Here is a 16,616-nt window from a genome sequence, read left to right on the forward strand (position 1 = left end):
ATACATCTGGTATGAGTAGTCGTATCTGTACGCTGGCGGATATCACGGATGCCAGTGCAGGCGGCAAGGCCTATGGTCTCTCGCGGCTGGTGTCCATGGGGCTCGCCGTGCCGCCTGCATTTGTGCTGTGCGATGCCAGCGCCGAAGAATTTCCTGCGGAACTGGAGCAGTGTTACCTGAATCTGGGCAAGGCGGCGGTAGCCGTGCGGTCATCAGCGCTGGGTGAGGATGGCGCGGATGCCTCCTTTGCGGGCCAGTACGATACCGTGCTCAATGTTACCGGTATCGAGCAGTTGCGTGAGGCGGTGGCGCAGTGCGTGGCGTCGGCGTCACATGAGCGCGCTCGCAGCTATCAACAGGTGCATACGGGTGCCACCGGAATGACCATGAATGTGGTGGTGCAGGCGATGGTCAATGCCCGGGTGGCCGGTGTAGTGTTCACCGCAGATCCGGTCAGTGCCAGGCGTGACCTGCTGGTGATAGATGTGGTGGCGGGCCTCGGTGAGGCATTGGTCAGCGGCGAGGCGACGCCTGATCACTATGGTGTTAACAGCAGTGGCGCTATTGTGCGGCGACAGTTGACGGGTGATATGCCCCTGATCAGTGACAGCGAAATTTCCGCGATTGCACAACAGGCGCGCGCCGCAGCCCGCCATGAGGGTCACCCACTGGATCTGGAGTGGGCCATCGATGAGGACGGCACGTTGTATTGGCTGCAGGCGCGCCCTGTCACAACCCTGCCCGCAGACCTCAACGAATTTGACACCGACTTGCCGCGTCCCGACGATGTGCTGACGATCAGCAACGTCAGCGAGATGATGCCGGGTGCCGTATGTCCGCTCACCGGTTCCTTTACCGGTTGGGGTATTGATTACGGTCTGCAGCATATGCAGGTGGCAGTAGGGGCCAGGCCGGGGATAGTGAAAGCCTGGCAGGTTACCGCCTGGGCATACGGGCATCTATTTCTCAATATGACCGGCAACATCGTGCTGTCAGCCGCAGTGCTTGGTTCAACGGTTGAACAGTCAGCGCAATCACTGTGCGGGCGGCTGGTGCCGGAGTTGAAACCCTTTCCGCCACAGCCGCTGTTGCGCCGCATCCTGAATACCGCAAAATTGCTGCGCTATTGCCTGCGGGCGCCCGCTGTGGTCGATGCGTTTGATCGTGAACTGGTAGGCTTTGTGATCGAAAAGAGAGCTAGCAGCGGCGCAATGTGGGCGGAGTTGGCAGACAAGTCGGGTTTTTTTGATCGCACAATGGCGGTGCATATTCAATCCTCGGCGCTGTCCGGTTTTCTGTGTTCCATCGTCGAGAACATGGTGTCCGGTCGCTCCAACGACAGTACTGGCGAGGAACAGGCCGAGGCGGTGCGCTTGCTGGCCGGCGCCACTGGTGTTGAGAGTGCGGTGATGCTGGAAGAGTTGGATACGCTTATCGACGCTATCGCGGCTCATCCACAGGCACTGGAAAAATTTAAGCAGGTGTCTGAAGCCGGTGCACTGGCGTGGTTGCATGAAACTCCTGGGATCGCGACGGCTTTTGCCGCATTCCTTAACAAGCATGGACACCGCGGATACCGTGAACTGTGTATGCGAGATCTTTCCTGGGGTGATGATCCAGCACCGCTGATTCAGAGCATGCAGGCTGCAGTGCATGCGCGTCTTGCGACCGGGGGACTCAGCAAGGTCCACGCAGAGACGATAGACTGGTCGGGCCTCAGTCACGGCCTGCGCTGGATTCTGCCCAAGGCGCATAATGCCATTCGTCGCCGCGAACATACCAAGTCGCAACTGGTGGAAGTTGCGCACCGTTTCAAACAGGGTTTTCGTCATCTGGGTCAACTGCTGCAGACGGAAGGAGCATTGCCGGACGCAGATCTGGTCAATTTTTTCAGCACCGAAGAACTACCCGGATTTGTCGCCGCGCCAGACCCGGCGTCGGTGGCAAGGGCGCTCGCGCGACGGGACGCCCTGTCCTATCAACAGCGCCTGGAGTTCCCTGAGATATCCGTGGGGGCGCCGGCACCGCCGGAACCGCGTGTGATAGATACCACCGATGGCGTGCTCCATGGCAGGCCGGCCTCCCGTGGCGTGGTGGAGGGTGCCGTACGTGTGGCCAATACGCTACAGGAGGCCGCTCAGTTGCAGCCGGGTGAAATCCTCATCACGCCCATAACAGACATCGGCTGGACGCCCTATTTCAGTCTGATCGGAGGGTTGGTTACAGACCTGGGCAGCGCGGTCTCGCACGGCGCAGTGATCGCGCGCGAGTATGGTTTGCCCTGTGTTGTGAACACACGCGACGGCACACGATTTTTCAATACCGGGGACCGGGTTCGGCTGGATGGGGACAAGGGAACCGTGACGCGGCTATTCTGAATTGTGAAACGATGGACACGGCAGGTACGCCGCCGGATTGCGGCGACAGCTTCTAGTCGCCGCCTATATATCGAATAAATATCACGCTATAGTAGGCCACGAAAAAATTGCGTAGTAGAACCTTGAATAATAAATCTAATGGATAAACGCATCCTGTTATTACACCCAAAAGACAACGTTTTCGTCGTCTGCCAGTCTCTTAAGGGCAATGAGAGCCTTGTGACAGACGATGGCGAAATGATCGCCATCGAGCCCATTGATGTGGGCCACAAAATTGCGCGCAGAAGCACACTTAAAGGCGAGGCCATTATCAAGCACGGCGTACCTATCGGCTCGGCGCTGCGTGATCTGAGCTGCGGTGAACACGTGCATCTACATAATATGCGCAGCGACTACATTGCCAGCCATGAGCGCGGCGGTAGAAGGCCGGTGGCGGCTGCGGGGAATGGCGAATGAAGGGCTGGTTGCGACAGGACGGACGCAAGGGTATCCGCAATGTCATTGTGGTCGCCTACCTTGTCGAATGCGCCCACCATGTGGCTCGTTTGATTGTCGATAAGAGTGGCGAATCGAATGTGCATTTAGTCGGCTTCCCTGGCTGCTATCCGAATGAATACGCGTACAAGATCATGCGCGCCGTGTGTGCGCACCCCAATGTGGGTGGAGCGGTCTTACTTTCGCTGGGTTGTGAAGGTTTTAACCGCGAGGCACTGGCCGAGGCCATCCGGGCCAGCGGCAGGCCAGTGGAAACGCTGGTAATCCAGGAAAACGGTGGTACCCGCAGTACTGTCGCGCGCGGGGTGGATGCGGTAGCACAGCTGCAAGTTAGCCTTGCGAAGCAGGAGCGCACGGAGATTGCTCTGAACGAATTGGTGATCGGCACTATTTGCGGTGGCTCTGATGGCACCAGCGGCATTACTGCCAACCCTGCGGTGGGCCATTGTTTCGACCGCATGGTTGCAGCGGGCACTGCCTGTATCTTTGAAGAAACCGGCGAGCTTATCGGCTGTGAAGACGTCATGGCCGAGCGCGCGGTCACTCCGGAGCTGGCGCTGGCGTTAAGGGCCAGCGTCGAGAAAGCCGCGCGCTATTACGAAGTGCTGGGCTATGGCAGTTTCGCGCCGGGCAATGCCGAGGGCGGGCTGACCACCCAGGAAGAAAAATCCATGGGTGCCTACTGCAAGTCGGGCGACTCAAAGATTTCCGGCCTGCTCAAACCGGGCGACCAGCCTCCCGGTGGTGGCTTGTACCTGCTCGATGTAGTACCCGACGGCGAGCCCTTGTTCGGCTTCCCCAATATTTCCGACAATGCTGAAATTGTAGAAATGATCGCCTGCGGCGCCCACATTACGCTGTTTACCACCGGTCGGGGATCGGTTGTGGGTTCTGCTGTATCCCCGGTGATCAAGGTCTGCGCAAACCCGGAGACCTACTGCAAACTGTCTGAAGACATGGATATCAACGCCGGAAAAATACTCGAAGGGGAGGCGACAGCATCACAGGTGGGCGATGAGATCTACCAGCTGGTACTCGATGTGGCCGGCGGCTCGCCAACGGTCTCGGAAGAGCTTGGGCATCAAGAGTTTATTTTGACCTACAAGCAGTTCGAGCCTATTGGCCCCACCTGCCTTCCTGTATCAGTGAAGGGCTAGGGCGTGTTCAAGACGCGACCGTTGGGATCAACCGCATTATCCCTGCCGGAACTCGGCTTTGGCGCAGCTTCGCTGGGTAATCTCTATCACCCAGTAAGCGAGGAGCAGGCGCAGGCGATTCTTGCGCTGGCGTGGAAAGACGGCTTTCGATACTTCGACACGGCGCCACATTACGGTCAGGGTCTGAGTGAACGGCGGCTCGGCGACAGCCTGCGTCAACATGGGGGTCAAGACTATATTTTATCGAGCAAGGTAGGGCGTTTACTGAAACCCGCGACGTATGCAAAGGAGCGATATGGCTTTCGTTCGCCGATGCCTTTTGATATCCATTACGACTATAGCTACGATGGCGTGATGCGTTCCTTTGAGGACAGCCTGCAACGCCTCGGGCTGGAGCGGTTAGATATTCTCTTTATGCACGATATCGGGAGCGCAACTCACGGCAGTGCGAATAGCGAGTTGTTCCCTATTGCCATGTCTGGCGGTTACCGCGCCCTGAACGAGCTGCGTGAACAGGGGCTGGTGCAGGCCATCGGTCTGGGTGTGAATGAATTTGAGGTGTGTGAAGCTGCCATGGAGCACGGCGATTGGGATTGTTTCCTACTGGCGGGACGTTACACCCTGTTGGAACAGGCGTCGTTGGATTCCTTTTTGCCCAAGTGCCAGCAGCGCAATTGTGCCGTGGTGATTGGGGGTCCCTATAATTCTGGCATTCTGGCGACAGGTACTAAAGCCGGTGATACGCCTAAGTACAATTACGCACCCGCGCCGCAGCAGGTGATCGACAGGGTGCAACAACTGGATGCCGTGTGCGAGCGCTATCAGGTGCCGCTCGCCGCCGCCGCGCTGCAGTTCCCGCTGGCTCACCCTGCAGTGGCCAGTGTAATTCCCGGCATGGGCAGCACGCAGCATATCGCCCAAACCCTGACGTTGATGGGTGCCGATATTCCCGATGATTTCTGGCGCGACCTGCGCAGCCAGAGCCTTGTGCATCCCGAAGCGCCTTTGCCCGGAGGTTTGTGATATGCGTGTAGATAGCCACCAACATTTCTGGAGCCTGCAGCGGGGAGACTACGACTGGTTGACCCCCGAGCTGGAAGTGCTGTACCGGGATTTTCAGCCTTCGGATCTGCAGCCACTGCTTGCAACGGCCGGTGTGCGGCGGACGATACTGGTACAGGCCGCTGCGACGGTAGCCGAGACGGAATACCTGTTGGCCCTGGCCGACAAGCACCCTTTTATCGCGGGCGTTGTCGGCTGGGTGGATATGGATGACCCTGATGCGGCTTTGTCTGATCTTGATCGATTGCAGCGTAATCCTTACCTGCTCGGTGTGCGGCCCATGATCCAGAATATCGCCGACCCAGACTGGATGCTGAGCGGCAGTCTCACACCCATCTTCGAGCGCTTGATTGAGTTGGGACTGCGATTTGACGCACTGGTTCTACCCATACACCTTAAGAACCTGCGGACATTACTTGATCGTCATCCACAGTTAGCGTGCGTGATAAACCATAGTGCGAAGCCGGATATCGCAGCCGCCAGTTGGCAGCCGTGGGCAGACAACATAGCCGCACTGGCCAAAGGAACGAACTGTTGCTGTAAACTTTCGGGTTTGCTCACTGAGGCGGGAGCGCGGACCCACGACGGTTCGCTGCGGCCCTATGCTGAGCATTTGTTGAACTGCTTCGGCGCGCAGCGGCTTATGTGGGGTAGCGACTGGCCGGTGCTGACGCTGGCCGGCGACTACGGGAACTGGCTGGAACAATCGGAGCGGTTGTTGCAACACCTGACGGGTGCGGAGCAAGCTGCGATCTTTGGTGACACCGCGAAAAACTTTTACGGTCTGGATTAATGCGCACCGCTGGTGCCATCGAAGGAGAATCAACACACCATGCGATTGAAAAACAAGACCTGTGTCGTAACGGCGGCCGGCGCTGGCATAGGCAGAGCCACGGCAACAGCGTTTGCTGCTGAAGGAGCGACTGTGTGGGCGACAGACATTGCGGAGGACGCACTGGCATCACTGTCAGCAGAGGTACCAGCCATTCAAACTGCGCTTCTTGATGTGACAGATACGAACGCCGTGCAGGCTTTTGTGCGTGAGCGGGGCGCGATTGATGTGTTGTTCAACTGCGCCGGTTTCGTGCATGCCGGAACGTTGCTGGAGTGCAGTGAAGACGACTGGGATTTTTCATTCAACCTCAACGTCAAATCCATGTACCGCACTATTAGTGCCGTGTTGCCGGGCATGATCGAGAACGGTGGAGGCTCCATCATCAATATGTCTTCCGTCGCCAGTTCGATTATCGGCGCTCCGGGACGATGCGCTTACGGCACTACCAAGGCCGCCGTCATTGGTTTAACCAAATCAGTGGCAGCCGATTACATCATGCAAGGTATTCGCTGCAACGCTATCTGCCCCGGTACCGTTGCATCACCGTCGCTGGAACAACGTCTCGCTGCCACCGGTGATTACGACAAGGCGCGCAGCGAATTCGTCGCCCGGCAACCGATGGGTCGCATCGGCCTGCCAGAAGAGGTCGCTAACCTGGCCGTGTATCTGGCCAGCGATGAATCAGGTTACACCACCGGCCACGCTCATGTCATCGATGGTGGCTGGAGCAACGGCTGATACCACCCTCACGAATAATACAGGACTGCAGAATACGAAATGAAGTTACTACGCGTAGGAGAAAAGGGCTGTGAAAAACCGGCCATTCTGGATCAACAGGGTAGAGCGAGAGACCTTTCCGCCATTGTTGATGATATTGGTTCAGAGACGCTAACGCCCGAGGGGCTGGCGACGATTGCCAGTGCCGACATAGAGGCACTGCCACTGCTTGCACCAGATCTGCGGATTGGCGCCTGTGTGGGTAGCGTCGGAAAGTTTATTTGTATTGGCCTGAATTATGCAGACCACGCGCGCGAATCGGGCGCGCCGATTCCGGATGAACCGGTGGTGTTCAACAAGTGGACCAGTGCGATTTGCGGGCCGAATGACGATGTGATCAAACCGGTGGGTTCTTCCAAACTCGATTGGGAAGTGGAACTTGGGATCGTGATCGGTAAAGGGGGTGTGTACATCAGTGAGAAGGACGCTCTCGATCATGTGGCGGGCTACTGCGTGATCAATGACGTGTCGGAACGACACTTCCAGTTGGAGCGCAATGGACAGTGGGACAAGGGCAAGGGCTGCGACAGCTTCGGCCCGCTTGGCCCCTGGTTGGTAACCCCGGATGAGATTGAAGACGTCGGCCAGCTGTCTATCTGGCTGGAGGTTAACGGGCATCGTTACCAGAATGGCAATACCCGCACCATGATCTTCAATTCCGCCTATATTGTGAGCTATCTCAGCCAGTTTATGAGCATGCAACCTGGAGATGTGATTTCAACCGGCACACCGCCCGGTGTTGGGTTAGGGCAAAAGCCGCCCAAGTATCTTGAAGTGGGTGATCGTATGCGGTTGGGGATTGAGGGGCTTGGGGTGCAGGAGCAGGTTGTGGTTGCAGTGGGTGAATGAGTGGGATAGTGGCTGGTGGTGGGCATAAATAGCATAAACGGCTACCCCAACTTCTTGTTTGAAAATGCACTGGTCGTCACTGTCAGAAAGTTCTGAGGGAGTCTGCACGGTGACATGCATCATCATGGCGCCCCGGGTGCAACGGTGTTCATCGGAGCCATAAAAAACAGTGGGTTTGAGCGCGCTTGCATGATGTTTGCAAGGCGCTGTTACCCAATGGGCTTGAGCACAAACTACTCAGGGAGAATCGATGCTGGTGATTCCGCTCACCGGTAATTCGACAAGCGCTTCATTACCTTTTTCAGGTATGGGGCTCACATCGCTCCAGTACCATCCGCATACGAAATGTATTCCAGATAGTATAAGTATGGCTTAGTATACAGACGACAAATACATAAAAACCAAGTTCGCTCGATTGCACAAAGCAGATTCGAGGGGTATCTCAAGCCTGCGCTAGCTTTGTACAGCGAACAATGACAACCCTGTTCTCAGGGTGATGGGGGTGGGCTGTTATGTCTCTCAGTGGCATTGAAAGTGGCGTTGACAGCGGCGTTGATCAACGAGCATCCCGGGTGATACCTTCAGAGTATGTCACTGCATTTGTCCTGGTGACCAGTCTGTTCTTTATGTGGGCAATTGCGCACAATATGAACGACATTTTGATTCGCCAGTTTCAAAAGGCCCTGGATTTGTCCCGTGGGCAGGCCAGCTTTATTCAGGTGTCGTTTTACCTCGCCTATGTTTTTGCCGCAATACCTGCGGGGTACGCGATGAAGAAGCTGGGATTCAAGCGGGCAATTCTGATTGGCTTGCTGCTTTACGCGCTGGGTGCAGCGCTGTTTTACCCGGCGGCGGAAGTTGGCAATTACAGCTTTTTCCTGATTGCTCTTTTTATCATCGCCACCGGTATTGTCTTTCTGGAAACCTCCGGCAGTGGCTACATCACCCTGGTCGGCGATCCGGCTACAGCGGCCCGGCGGATCAATTTTGCCCAGTCTTTTAACGGCCTTGGGGGCTTTGTAGCGCCGCTGATTGGCGGCGTGTTTATTTTTTCGGGCATTGAACATTCGCCGGATGCAATCGCTGCCTTGTCGCCCCAGGCGTTACTGGAATATCGTGCGTTGGAGGCACGGCAGGTACAACTGCCCTATCTAAGTCTTGCGGGTCTTTTGCTTTTTGTGGCGTCGCTGGTGGCGCTCACGCGGTTTCCAGCCCCGAGAGCTCGCGCCAATGCGGATAACAAATCTTCTCTGGCCGGTGTCTTTAGCCACAGAAGTTTTGTCTGGGCCATTGTTGCGCAATTTTTCTACGTTGGCGCGCAAATTGGCGTGTGGAGTTACTTTATCGATTTCACCAAAGAGGTGGCGCCGCTGACACCGGAGAAAATGGCGGCGTATTACCTCTCGGCCAGCCTGTTATCGTTTATGGTGGGACGCTTTATCGGCACGTATCTGATGAAGTTTATTGCGCCGCGCAGGTTACTGGGCATTTACGCGCTCATCAACATTGGCCTGGTGTGTATCGCGTTAATGACCAGTGGCATAACTGCAGTGGTCGCTTTGGGTGCCACCAGCTTTTTTATGTCGATTATGTTTCCCACTATCTATGCCCTGGGTCTGGAGCATTTGGGTGACAATGCTGAGATGGGTTCCTCGTTTATTATTATGACCATTATCAGCGGCGCGATTATTCCCCCAATAATGGGCTACTTGTCTGATAGCCAGTCTGTCCAGTGGGCATATGCGGTGCCGTTGGCCTGCTATTTTATGGTGTGGTTGTCTACCCGATTGGGCGGGCTGCAACAGAGCGGGCGGCAAACAGCCGGGCAAGCGGCTTAGCGTGCACACCTACCGGAGATGGTATTGACTATGAGTACAATTGAGCGAGTAGAGCTGTCGATGGTTGACCTGGTGCCCAAGGTAAAGCGCACCGACGCCATCCAGAGCTTTGTGAGTCAGGAGACGCCTCTGGTCAGGATCATTGATTCCGACGGTGCCGAGGGGGTGGGATACAGTTACACCATTGGTTCAGGTGGTAGCTCGGTCATGGGCTTGTTGCGCGATCATCTGGCGCCGCAACTGCTGGGGCGCGATCCAGCATGTATTGAGTCTATCTGGCGCGATTTGAAATTCTCCAGCAATGCCACCACCGTTGGTGTTATCACGGCGCTGGCTTTGGCGGCTATTGATACCGCTCTATGGGATCTGAAGTCCAGGAAGGCGGGCCTGCCGCTGCATGTTGTTGCCGGCGGCGCGAAAGATCGGGTAGGGCTGTATACAACAGAAGGCGGGTGGCTGCATTTAGAGCAAGCCAAGCTGGTGGACGATGCGCTGGAAGCGCAGGCGAGCGGCTTTGGCGGTGCGAAAGTAAAAGTCGGCAAACCACATGTAGCGCAGGATATGCAGCGCATCATGGCCGTGCGCGAAGCAGTGGGCCCGGCCTGGGAGCTTATGGCCGATGCCAACCAGGCCTTTACGGTTGACGAGGCCATTCGTCGGGCGCGTTGTTTTGAACCGGCTGATCTGGCCTGGCTGGAGGAGCCGCTACCAGCCGATGACCTGTCAGGACATGTACGATTGTCGAGTGCCACAACGCTGCCCATCGCCACCGGCGAATCAGTGTATTCCATCGGCCATTTCCGCGAATTTATGCAGCGCGGCGCCTGCTCTATCGTACAGGTTGACGTTGCCCGGGTAGGGGGCATTACACCCTGGCTCAAAGTGGCGCATACGGCGGAGAGTTTCAATCTGCCGGTGTGCCCGCATTTTCTGATGGAACTGCATGTATCGCTGGTGTGCGCAGTGCCCAATGGTCGTTGGGTGGAGTACATTCCCCAGCTCGATGAAATTACCACACAGCCGCTGGTGATCGACAACGGCGAGGCGCTGGCACCGAGCGAGCCTGGCCTGGGCATCAACTGGGACTGGGAGCAGATCAACAAGCGAAGAATCAACGCGCACACGGCAGTGATACGAAAGGGCGGGGGAACAACATGACTGACTCTCATAAAGCTGATGCCGTCTACGGTGTCACCAATCCCCAGTCCTGCGAAGATGGTGTACAGCGTTTCGGCTCAGTTATCGGCTTGAAACCGGAGATGGAGAAAGTTTACCGTGAGTTACATGCCAACGCCTGGGATTCCGTAACTGCGTGTCTCGCTAAATTCAACATACGCAGCTACTCTATCTTCATTACCGAACTCGAGGGCAAAAAGTATTTGTTCAGCTATTTTGAATACACCGGTAGTGACTATGAGCAGGATATGCGCTCGGTAGCGGCAGAGCCAGAAACCCAGCGCTGGTGGCGCGAGACAGATCCCTGTCAGATCCAATTACCAGGGCGTGAGCCCGGTGCGAATTGGAACGCTATGGAGCGAGTGTTTTTTATACGGTGAGTGGCTTGCAGGACAGCCGCTAAGGTCGCAACCGGGGGCTGCGACCTTTTACTGATGGGTGGTGAGGCTGCGTTCACCGTATGGTGACTAGTCCTCGATGGGGTCGAAGCTGTACTTTTGTCCGCCCAGTGTTGCCTGATACATCAAACCACCCTTGGCGATTGTAAATATCGCCATGCCTTTGCGATAGCCCAGAGACGTGGTGTCAGCATTATTTTGACCGCCGCTGAGCCCGGCAGAGGCGCCGCCACCGGTATTGGCGCTGGCGTGAGCACCGGCAGTAATCGCGACCGCGCTGGCGTCCGCACTGAACTCAAAATTACCTGATGTAAAGTTGTCGAGTGCAGCCTCGTTCTCAAAGAAAATAATCTGGCTGAATGCCTCTCCGCCGAGTTGAAAGCCGATTGTCAGCTGTGTCATATCAGCGGTGCCGATCAGCTCGCCTTCTTTGTAGACCCGGCCCGAACCGTGAGCGCCGCCGATACCGATGCCACCCTTGCCGATGGTGGGGAACACCGCGTAGCCGATACTCTTATCAAAATAAACGCCGCTTTCGCCAGCTTCCCTGAAGCTGTTGATGGCGTCATCGTATTCATCTGCGTGTGCGGAGAGACTCGACAGACTGATGAAGAGAAAAGCCAGTGTGGCCTGAACTAGTTTTTTCATGATGAATTTCCTTATTTGCGTTGTGATATGGGGTGTGGCTGGCATTGCCGGAAGCATGGCAAACGCGCTCTGGAGCGTCAAGCACAATAATCGGTCCCAGCGCGCTAAACGTGGGCGATGGCGCCCCCATCGACACGGATGTTCTGGCTGTTGATAAAGCCCGCATGCTCGCTGCACAGGAAGGTGACGAGGTCGGCCACTTCCTCGCGGGTCGCCAATCTGCCCACGGGGTTGGGGAAGTCCTCCGCCACAATGTGGCGTTCAATCTCCTGCCAGTCATCACCCCAACCCTTCTTTTGAGCGCGGGCGCGGTAGCCTGCTTCCAGCTCCGGTGTTCTGATCAAGCCGGGTGACACCGTGTTTACGGTGATACCCGTGCCGGACAAGTCCTGGGCAAGGCTGACCCCGAGGTTGGCCAGGGCGCCTTTGGCCGCGTAATAGTGCGGCATGATCCTGCCAGGGCGGTGTGAACCAATGGTTCCAAGATTGACTATCCGGCCCCATCCCCGGTCTTTCATTCCCGGCACAATACCCTGTACCAGGCGCGCCACCGACAGAACATTCTTCTGGTACATGTCCAGCCAGTCTTCACTGCCTGCGGTATCCCATTTGGCAAAGCTGGCTGTGCCGTAATTGTTGACCAGAATATCGACATTGAGGGACTGTGTTTGCAGCTGTGAGAACACAGCCTGGCAGCCTGCATCGGTAGCGATGTCGCCCTCGACGGCATGCTTGCACCCAAGCTCTGCAGCGGCCCTGGCAGCGCTGCCATCGCTGTGATTGCTGTGCAGGATGACGTTGGCACCAGCGCGTGCAAGGGTGCTGGCAATGACGTAGCCGGTATTGCGATCGGACCCGGTGATCAGTGCTGTACGTTTGTTGCAAGTGAGCTGCATGGTGGCGACCTCCGTGATGACTTCCCTAGCTGTGCAGAGCAGTGTTACATTGTGATCCGCACTGTTGAACCAGACCCGAAAAAGACACAGAGGTAGCCCATGTTGGTCAGACTACTATTTACAGCCCTTCTTACTATTGTTGCGGTCGGCGCTACAGCGGCCGGGCTCAGGGTCGGAGTGTCAGCGGATTATCCGCCAATGGCCTATAAACAGGAAGGGCAGATTGTCGGAATTGAGGCCGATAATGCTAAAGCTGTCGGCGCCCTGATAGGTCAGGAGTTGACATTGGTCGATATGCCTTTTACGCAACTCATACCCGCACTACAGGCCGGAGATATCGATATTATCATGTCGGGCATGAGTGTTACTGAGCAGCGCAGTGCGCAAGTCCTGTTCACCGACCCCTTTATGGAGGTCGGTCAAATGGCGATCATGAGTACCGAGAAAGTGGGGCACTTCTCGCAGCCATGGGCGATGTTCAGCGACGGTGTCCGAATAGGCGTGGAACCGGGCACCACCGGTGCCGAGTATGTCGATGCCCAACTCCCGAAAGCAAAAGTGACTTTTTATCAGGATTCAGCCGCGGCGTTTGCCGGGCTGCGCAACAATGAAATCGATCTCTATATACATGATGCCCCCACCAGTTGGCAGCTGGCCACCTCCGGCGAATACGGTGACCTGATCAGCCTCTATAAGCCTCTGACGAAGGAGGAACTCGCCTGGGCAGTGCGCAAAGACGACACGCTGCTGGCGGGTAGACTCAATGATGCATTGAAGACACTCAAGCGCAACGGCACACTGGGTTACATTTTCAATCGCTGGGTTCCGGTTACCGTTGAGGTACGCTAGTAATACGTGGCCAATTAGTAACCGAGGTCAATACCGGTGATTCCATCAAATTTGAGCGGTCTATCCTGCGACTGGCTGTCAGAGGTACTGCAACGTCCGGTACTGGAATTCACCGTTCTCGATGCGCATGCGGGTACCACAGGACGCGCCCTGATTGAATTGGATTATGGTAAAGCCGTGAATTTGCCGCGGCGGTTTTTCGTCAAATTACCGCCAACGGATGAACAGCAGCGGCTGTTCGTCACCTCCAGTGGGATGGGGCGGCGCGAGGCGATGTTTTATCAGCGCCTGGCAGCAGAGCTGCCGATTCGCGTGCCGCACTGTTATTTTGCCGCCAGCGATGAGGCCGGTGAAGCCTATATTATGTTGCTGGAAAACCTCGTTGATAGCGGCTGCACGTTCAAGAATGCCAGCAAGCGCTACTCCCTCGATTTTATCCGCCAGATACTAGTCGCCTTTGCCCGGTTGCATGCCGCGTACTGGAAATCGCCGCGCTTTGCGTCAGATCTCGCCTGGATACAGCCGCCATTGCAGCATGAAATCGGTGCGCAGTTGATTGACCGGGCACTGCAGCTGTATAGCAACAGTATGCCGGCGATATTTCGGGAGATGGGAGAGTTATACCTGGCGCAAACCGACGCTATTCACCAACTGTGGCTGCGCGGCGACCCCACGCTGATTCATGGCGATGTGCACGACGGTAACCTGTTCTACGATGCAGGTCAGCCTGGATTCCTTGATTGGGCAATGGTGGCCCATGGCCCGGCTATGCGTGATGTGGGTTATTTCCTGGCCGGATACCTAACGCCCGAGGATCAGCAGCGGCATGGCAGAGAGATGCTGGCATACTATCGCGAGCAACTGCTCTCGCTGGGTGTGCCAGCGCCAACTGAAGCCGAATTGTGGCAGCAGTACCAGTGGCATGCCGCCTATGTCTGGATGGGCGCCGCCGTGACGCTGGCCATGGGCGATGCGTGGCAGCCGGTCAACTACCTGAAGGCATCGATGGAGCGCCTGCATCGCGCTCTGGATACTCTTGGGAGCGTTGCGGCGATCCGCACGGCGCTATAGCCTGAAACCGCCTGGCCTATTCCTGCCCGGATGCTATTCGCTTAATCCGGGAAAGTTGTACTCATGCCCCCACAGGTCCCCTTCTACGCTGACGGTGGGCACATAATTTTCCCAGTCAATCAGCAGCCCGTCGTAGCCGTACTCCACTGCTATGCCTCCCGGCGCGAGTATGTAGATCGAGCACATATTGTCATTGACGTGCCGTCCGAGTGTGGCGAGAAAATGTACGCCTGCCTGCTGCGCGCGTTTCATCGCAAGGCCGACCTCGTCGAGAGTCTGCACTTCAACCATCATATGGACAATACCTGCCGGATGCGGGCCACTGAACAGCGCGACGGAGTGTTGGCGCGGATTGTTGGCGTGCATGAACTTGATCTGTAGTCCGTCCATTCCCGGTGGGTACAATGTGTCGGTCAGGCCAGTGCCGATAAACTGGGTGTAGAAATCGACACATTCCTCGACATTGGGCGCGGGCAACACGGCGTGTCCAAACCCCATATCACCGGATTGCTGGTAGGTGGTGATAAACCGTTCGACACCGGTGGGGGAAGACAGTGGCACATAGTCCAGCTTGCGGCCCCAGTAGAGTTCCAGCGTATTACCCGCAGGGTCCTGTACTGTGCAAAATGCAGTGACGCAGCGGCGCTGTGCATCCTCTGGCGATCCGGCCTCCACGCTATGGCCTGCATCTTCCAATGCAGTGATGGTTGAGCGCCACGCGGTTTCATTGGGAAACTCAAGTCCCGTTGCGATCAACTTGTCGGCATCACCTGGCTCAATCATGAAACGGAACGGGTGGTCGTCCATGCGCAGGAAGCGCGCGCCGGCATCGTCCTCGCGCTGTGCATCCATCAGACCCAGCACGCCAGTGCCGAAATCCATCCAGGCCGCTGTATCGGTTGACGCTATTCTCAAATATCCAACAGCTGAGACAGACATAGGTGTACTCCTCGTGTAGTCGTTCGGTGTCGCAGTGAAAAGGCGAGTCGGCATTCTGCCGTTGCCGGTACCTTTTAATCAACCTTTGTCGCAGCTTAATCGTTGATTGAGCGTGATTTTAGCCGTACGCAGGGACGGGATGCGGGGTGTGGCCTTGTTGCATTTGTCGAATTGATCTGAAATGTCATTTTCACATGATCCTTTGCGTCATTGAGTGACTGCTGTGCCTCGCTGATACTGGCCGTCCAATCCTGTACCGCTACCACGGAGGGCTGTGACTGTGTCGCAACCAGAAATTCTCAACCAGGCGTTTGAACTTGGTTATACCTACACCCGCTCGACCGGGCCGGTGATCGGTCGTTTCCTCACTGAACTCAAGAATCGCAAGATCGTTGGTATCAAGGCCAGCGACAGCCGGGTGATTGTGCCGCCGATGGAGTATGACCCCGACACTGCCGAGGAACTCAGCGAGTTCGTCGATGTGGGTGAGCAGGGCGAGATTGTCAGCTTTGCCTGGGTCAAGGAGCCGCGCGAGTCGCATCCGATGCAGGTGCCTTTTGCGTGGGCAATGATCAAACTCGATGGCGCCGATGTGCCGATGGTTCACTGCGTGGCAGCCGCCGCTGAAAGTGATATTGCCACCGGCGCGCGTGTTCGCGCCGTGTGGGCTGATGAAACGGTTGGCTTCATCACCGACATTCGCTGCTTCGAATTGGTATAGGAGAGCAAACTATGAGCGAAGAACAGGACGTAGTAACCGGCATCAATGCACCGGTCTACCTGAAATACAATTTCACCGCAGGCAAGGCTCCCGCGCGCTATCTTTCGCAGCTCAAAAAAGGCGTTTTGACCGGGCAGCGTTGTCCGAAGTGTTCGGCGGTCTATGTGCCGCCGCGCGGTTCATGCGCGCTGTGTGGCGTACCGACTGAGGAAGAGGTGCAACTGTCTGACAAGGCCACCGTCGAATCCTTCACCATTGTTTCCATCCCGATCCCGGGCAACCCGATTGAGCCGCCATTCGTTGTGGCCAACCTGGTGCTGGACGGCTCCAACATCTCCCTCATTCACTTGCTCAGCGAATGTGTGAACGAGGAAGTTCACATCGGCCAGCGTGTGCAGGGCGTGTGGAACCCAGAATCCGAATGGGATTACTCAATGAATAATATACGTTACTTCAAACCGATTGATGAGCCGGATGTGCCGGTAGAGAAAATTGGCAAGTTACCTGTTACCGGCTGGGAGGGATAA

17 protein-coding genes are annotated in these 16,616 nt (G+C 56.4%); 14 read left to right on the forward strand and 3 right to left on the reverse strand.

The genetic code is table 11. From position 1 onward, the window contains the following. The first annotated feature begins 11 nt into the window (after nucleotides 1-11). The 10 genes from AC0L6S_RS03060 (at nucleotide 12) to AC0L6S_RS03105 (ending at nucleotide 10,947) form a co-directional block, all read left to right on the forward strand. Nucleotides 12-2,378 carry a PEP/pyruvate-binding domain-containing protein gene (locus AC0L6S_RS03060; protein WP_473426951.1) on the forward strand — a complete coding sequence of 789 codons (2,367 nt, stop codon included), beginning with the start codon at nucleotides 12-14 and terminating at the stop codon, nucleotides 2,376-2,378. Between the two features lie 138 nt (nucleotides 2,379-2,516). Next, nucleotides 2,517-2,834 (forward strand): UxaA family hydrolase, encoded by a 318-nt coding sequence (locus AC0L6S_RS03065; RefSeq protein WP_473426952.1) that lies wholly within the window; start codon nucleotides 2,517-2,519, stop codon nucleotides 2,832-2,834. Next, entirely contained in the window at nucleotides 2,831-4,030 is a 1,200-nt protein-coding gene (locus tag AC0L6S_RS03070; protein WP_473426953.1) for a UxaA family hydrolase, read from the forward strand. The genes AC0L6S_RS03065 and AC0L6S_RS03070 overlap by 4 nt, the downstream gene beginning before the upstream one ends. Nucleotides 4,031-4,033: 3 nt before the next feature. Then, nucleotides 4,034-5,053: an aldo/keto reductase gene (locus tag AC0L6S_RS03075; protein WP_473426954.1), complete on the forward strand. Its 1,020-nt coding sequence runs from the start codon at nucleotides 4,034-4,036 to the stop codon at nucleotides 5,051-5,053. 1 nt (nucleotide 5,054) lies between these two features. Beyond that, a complete protein-coding gene (locus AC0L6S_RS03080) occupies nucleotides 5,055-5,885 on the forward strand; it encodes an amidohydrolase family protein (RefSeq protein ID WP_473426955.1) in 831 nt (276 codons plus the stop codon). Nucleotides 5,886-5,924: 39 nt separating this feature from the next. After that, a complete protein-coding gene (locus tag AC0L6S_RS03085) occupies nucleotides 5,925-6,665 on the forward strand; it encodes an SDR family oxidoreductase (RefSeq protein WP_473426956.1) in 741 nt (246 codons plus the stop codon). 39 nt (nucleotides 6,666-6,704) lie between these two features. Beyond that, the gene (locus AC0L6S_RS03090; protein WP_473426957.1) at nucleotides 6,705-7,553 is read left to right on the forward strand and encodes a fumarylacetoacetate hydrolase family protein; all 849 of its coding nucleotides are present in this window, start codon (nucleotides 6,705-6,707) and stop codon (nucleotides 7,551-7,553) included. A gap of 512 nt (nucleotides 7,554-8,065) precedes the next feature. Next, complete coding sequence (gene fucP / locus AC0L6S_RS03095; protein WP_473426958.1) at nucleotides 8,066-9,391, forward strand: L-fucose:H+ symporter permease; 1,326 nt, start codon at nucleotides 8,066-8,068, stop codon at nucleotides 9,389-9,391. A gap of 30 nt (nucleotides 9,392-9,421) precedes the next feature. Further along, nucleotides 9,422-10,549 carry a mandelate racemase/muconate lactonizing enzyme family protein gene (locus AC0L6S_RS03100; RefSeq protein WP_473426959.1) on the forward strand — a complete coding sequence of 376 codons (1,128 nt, stop codon included), beginning with the start codon at nucleotides 9,422-9,424 and terminating at the stop codon, nucleotides 10,547-10,549. Next, a complete protein-coding gene (locus AC0L6S_RS03105) occupies nucleotides 10,546-10,947 on the forward strand; it encodes an L-rhamnose mutarotase (RefSeq protein ID WP_473426960.1) in 402 nt (133 codons plus the stop codon). The genes AC0L6S_RS03100 and AC0L6S_RS03105 overlap by 4 nt, the downstream gene beginning before the upstream one ends. Nucleotides 10,948-11,034: 87 nt before the next feature. On the opposite strand, the gene AC0L6S_RS03110 is transcribed toward AC0L6S_RS03105, so the two are convergent. Together AC0L6S_RS03110 and AC0L6S_RS03115 are read right to left on the reverse strand one after the other, a co-directional pair. Further along, nucleotides 11,035-11,613, reverse strand: coding sequence for a YSC84-related protein (locus AC0L6S_RS03110; protein ID WP_473426961.1), 579 nt, complete (start codon nucleotides 11,611-11,613; stop codon nucleotides 11,035-11,037). A 104-nt stretch (nucleotides 11,614-11,717) separates the two neighbouring features. Further along, entirely contained in the window at nucleotides 11,718-12,509 is a 792-nt protein-coding gene (locus AC0L6S_RS03115; RefSeq protein ID WP_473426962.1) for an SDR family NAD(P)-dependent oxidoreductase, read from the reverse strand. 99 nt (nucleotides 12,510-12,608) lie between these two features. Between AC0L6S_RS03115 and AC0L6S_RS03120 the strand changes: the two genes are divergently transcribed. Together AC0L6S_RS03120 and AC0L6S_RS03125 are read left to right on the forward strand one after the other, a co-directional pair. After that, nucleotides 12,609-13,358, forward strand: a complete 750-nt coding sequence (locus tag AC0L6S_RS03120) for a transporter substrate-binding domain-containing protein (protein ID WP_473426963.1) — start codon at nucleotides 12,609-12,611, stop codon at nucleotides 13,356-13,358. Between the two features lie 36 nt (nucleotides 13,359-13,394). Next, nucleotides 13,395-14,429 carry a phosphotransferase gene (locus tag AC0L6S_RS03125; RefSeq protein ID WP_473426964.1) on the forward strand — a complete coding sequence of 345 codons (1,035 nt, stop codon included), beginning with the start codon at nucleotides 13,395-13,397 and terminating at the stop codon, nucleotides 14,427-14,429. Between the two features lie 33 nt (nucleotides 14,430-14,462). Here AC0L6S_RS03125 and AC0L6S_RS03130 read toward each other — a convergent pair whose 3' ends face one another. Continuing rightward, nucleotides 14,463-15,368, reverse strand: a complete 906-nt coding sequence (locus AC0L6S_RS03130) for a VOC family protein (RefSeq protein ID WP_473426965.1) — start codon at nucleotides 15,366-15,368, stop codon at nucleotides 14,463-14,465. A 280-nt stretch (nucleotides 15,369-15,648) separates the two neighbouring features. Here AC0L6S_RS03130 and AC0L6S_RS03135 point away from each other — a divergent pair, with 280 nt between their 5' ends. Continuing rightward, nucleotides 15,649-16,089: a Zn-ribbon domain-containing OB-fold protein gene (locus tag AC0L6S_RS03135; protein ID WP_473426966.1), complete on the forward strand. Its 441-nt coding sequence runs from the start codon at nucleotides 15,649-15,651 to the stop codon at nucleotides 16,087-16,089. An 11-nt stretch (nucleotides 16,090-16,100) separates the two neighbouring features. Then, nucleotides 16,101-16,616 (forward strand): Zn-ribbon domain-containing OB-fold protein, encoded by a 516-nt coding sequence (locus tag AC0L6S_RS03140; protein WP_473426967.1) that lies wholly within the window; start codon nucleotides 16,101-16,103, stop codon nucleotides 16,614-16,616.

Source organism: Halioglobus sp. D3-4, from assembly GCF_055809315.1.

Excerpts from the sequence above, each read along its gene's own strand:
- AC0L6S_RS03060 (WP_473426951.1), top strand. The coding sequence starts at position 12 with ATGAGTAGTCGTATCTGTACGCTGGCGGATATCACGGATGCCAGTGCA.
- AC0L6S_RS03065 (WP_473426952.1), top strand. The coding sequence starts at position 2,517 with ATGGATAAACGCATCCTGTTATTACACCCAAAAGACAACGTTTTCGTC.
- AC0L6S_RS03070 (WP_473426953.1), top strand. The coding sequence starts at position 2,831 with ATGAAGGGCTGGTTGCGACAGGACGGACGCAAGGGTATCCGCAATGTC.
- AC0L6S_RS03080 (WP_473426955.1), top strand. The coding sequence starts at position 5,055 with ATGCGTGTAGATAGCCACCAACATTTCTGGAGCCTGCAGCGGGGAGAC.
- AC0L6S_RS03085 (WP_473426956.1), top strand. The coding sequence starts at position 5,925 with ATGCGATTGAAAAACAAGACCTGTGTCGTAACGGCGGCCGGCGCTGGC.
- AC0L6S_RS03090 (WP_473426957.1), top strand. The coding sequence starts at position 6,705 with ATGAAGTTACTACGCGTAGGAGAAAAGGGCTGTGAAAAACCGGCCATT.
- fucP (WP_473426958.1), top strand. The coding sequence starts at position 8,066 with ATGTCTCTCAGTGGCATTGAAAGTGGCGTTGACAGCGGCGTTGATCAA.
- AC0L6S_RS03100 (WP_473426959.1), top strand. The coding sequence starts at position 9,422 with ATGAGTACAATTGAGCGAGTAGAGCTGTCGATGGTTGACCTGGTGCCC.
- AC0L6S_RS03105 (WP_473426960.1), top strand. The coding sequence starts at position 10,546 with ATGACTGACTCTCATAAAGCTGATGCCGTCTACGGTGTCACCAATCCC.
- AC0L6S_RS03110 (WP_473426961.1), bottom strand. The coding sequence starts at position 11,613 with ATGAAAAAACTAGTTCAGGCCACACTGGCTTTTCTCTTCATCAGTCTG.
- AC0L6S_RS03115 (WP_473426962.1), bottom strand. The coding sequence starts at position 12,509 with ATGCAGCTCACTTGCAACAAACGTACAGCACTGATCACCGGGTCCGAT.
- AC0L6S_RS03120 (WP_473426963.1), top strand. The coding sequence starts at position 12,609 with ATGTTGGTCAGACTACTATTTACAGCCCTTCTTACTATTGTTGCGGTC.
- AC0L6S_RS03130 (WP_473426965.1), bottom strand. The coding sequence starts at position 15,368 with ATGTCTGTCTCAGCTGTTGGATATTTGAGAATAGCGTCAACCGATACA.
- AC0L6S_RS03140 (WP_473426967.1), top strand. The coding sequence starts at position 16,101 with ATGAGCGAAGAACAGGACGTAGTAACCGGCATCAATGCACCGGTCTAC.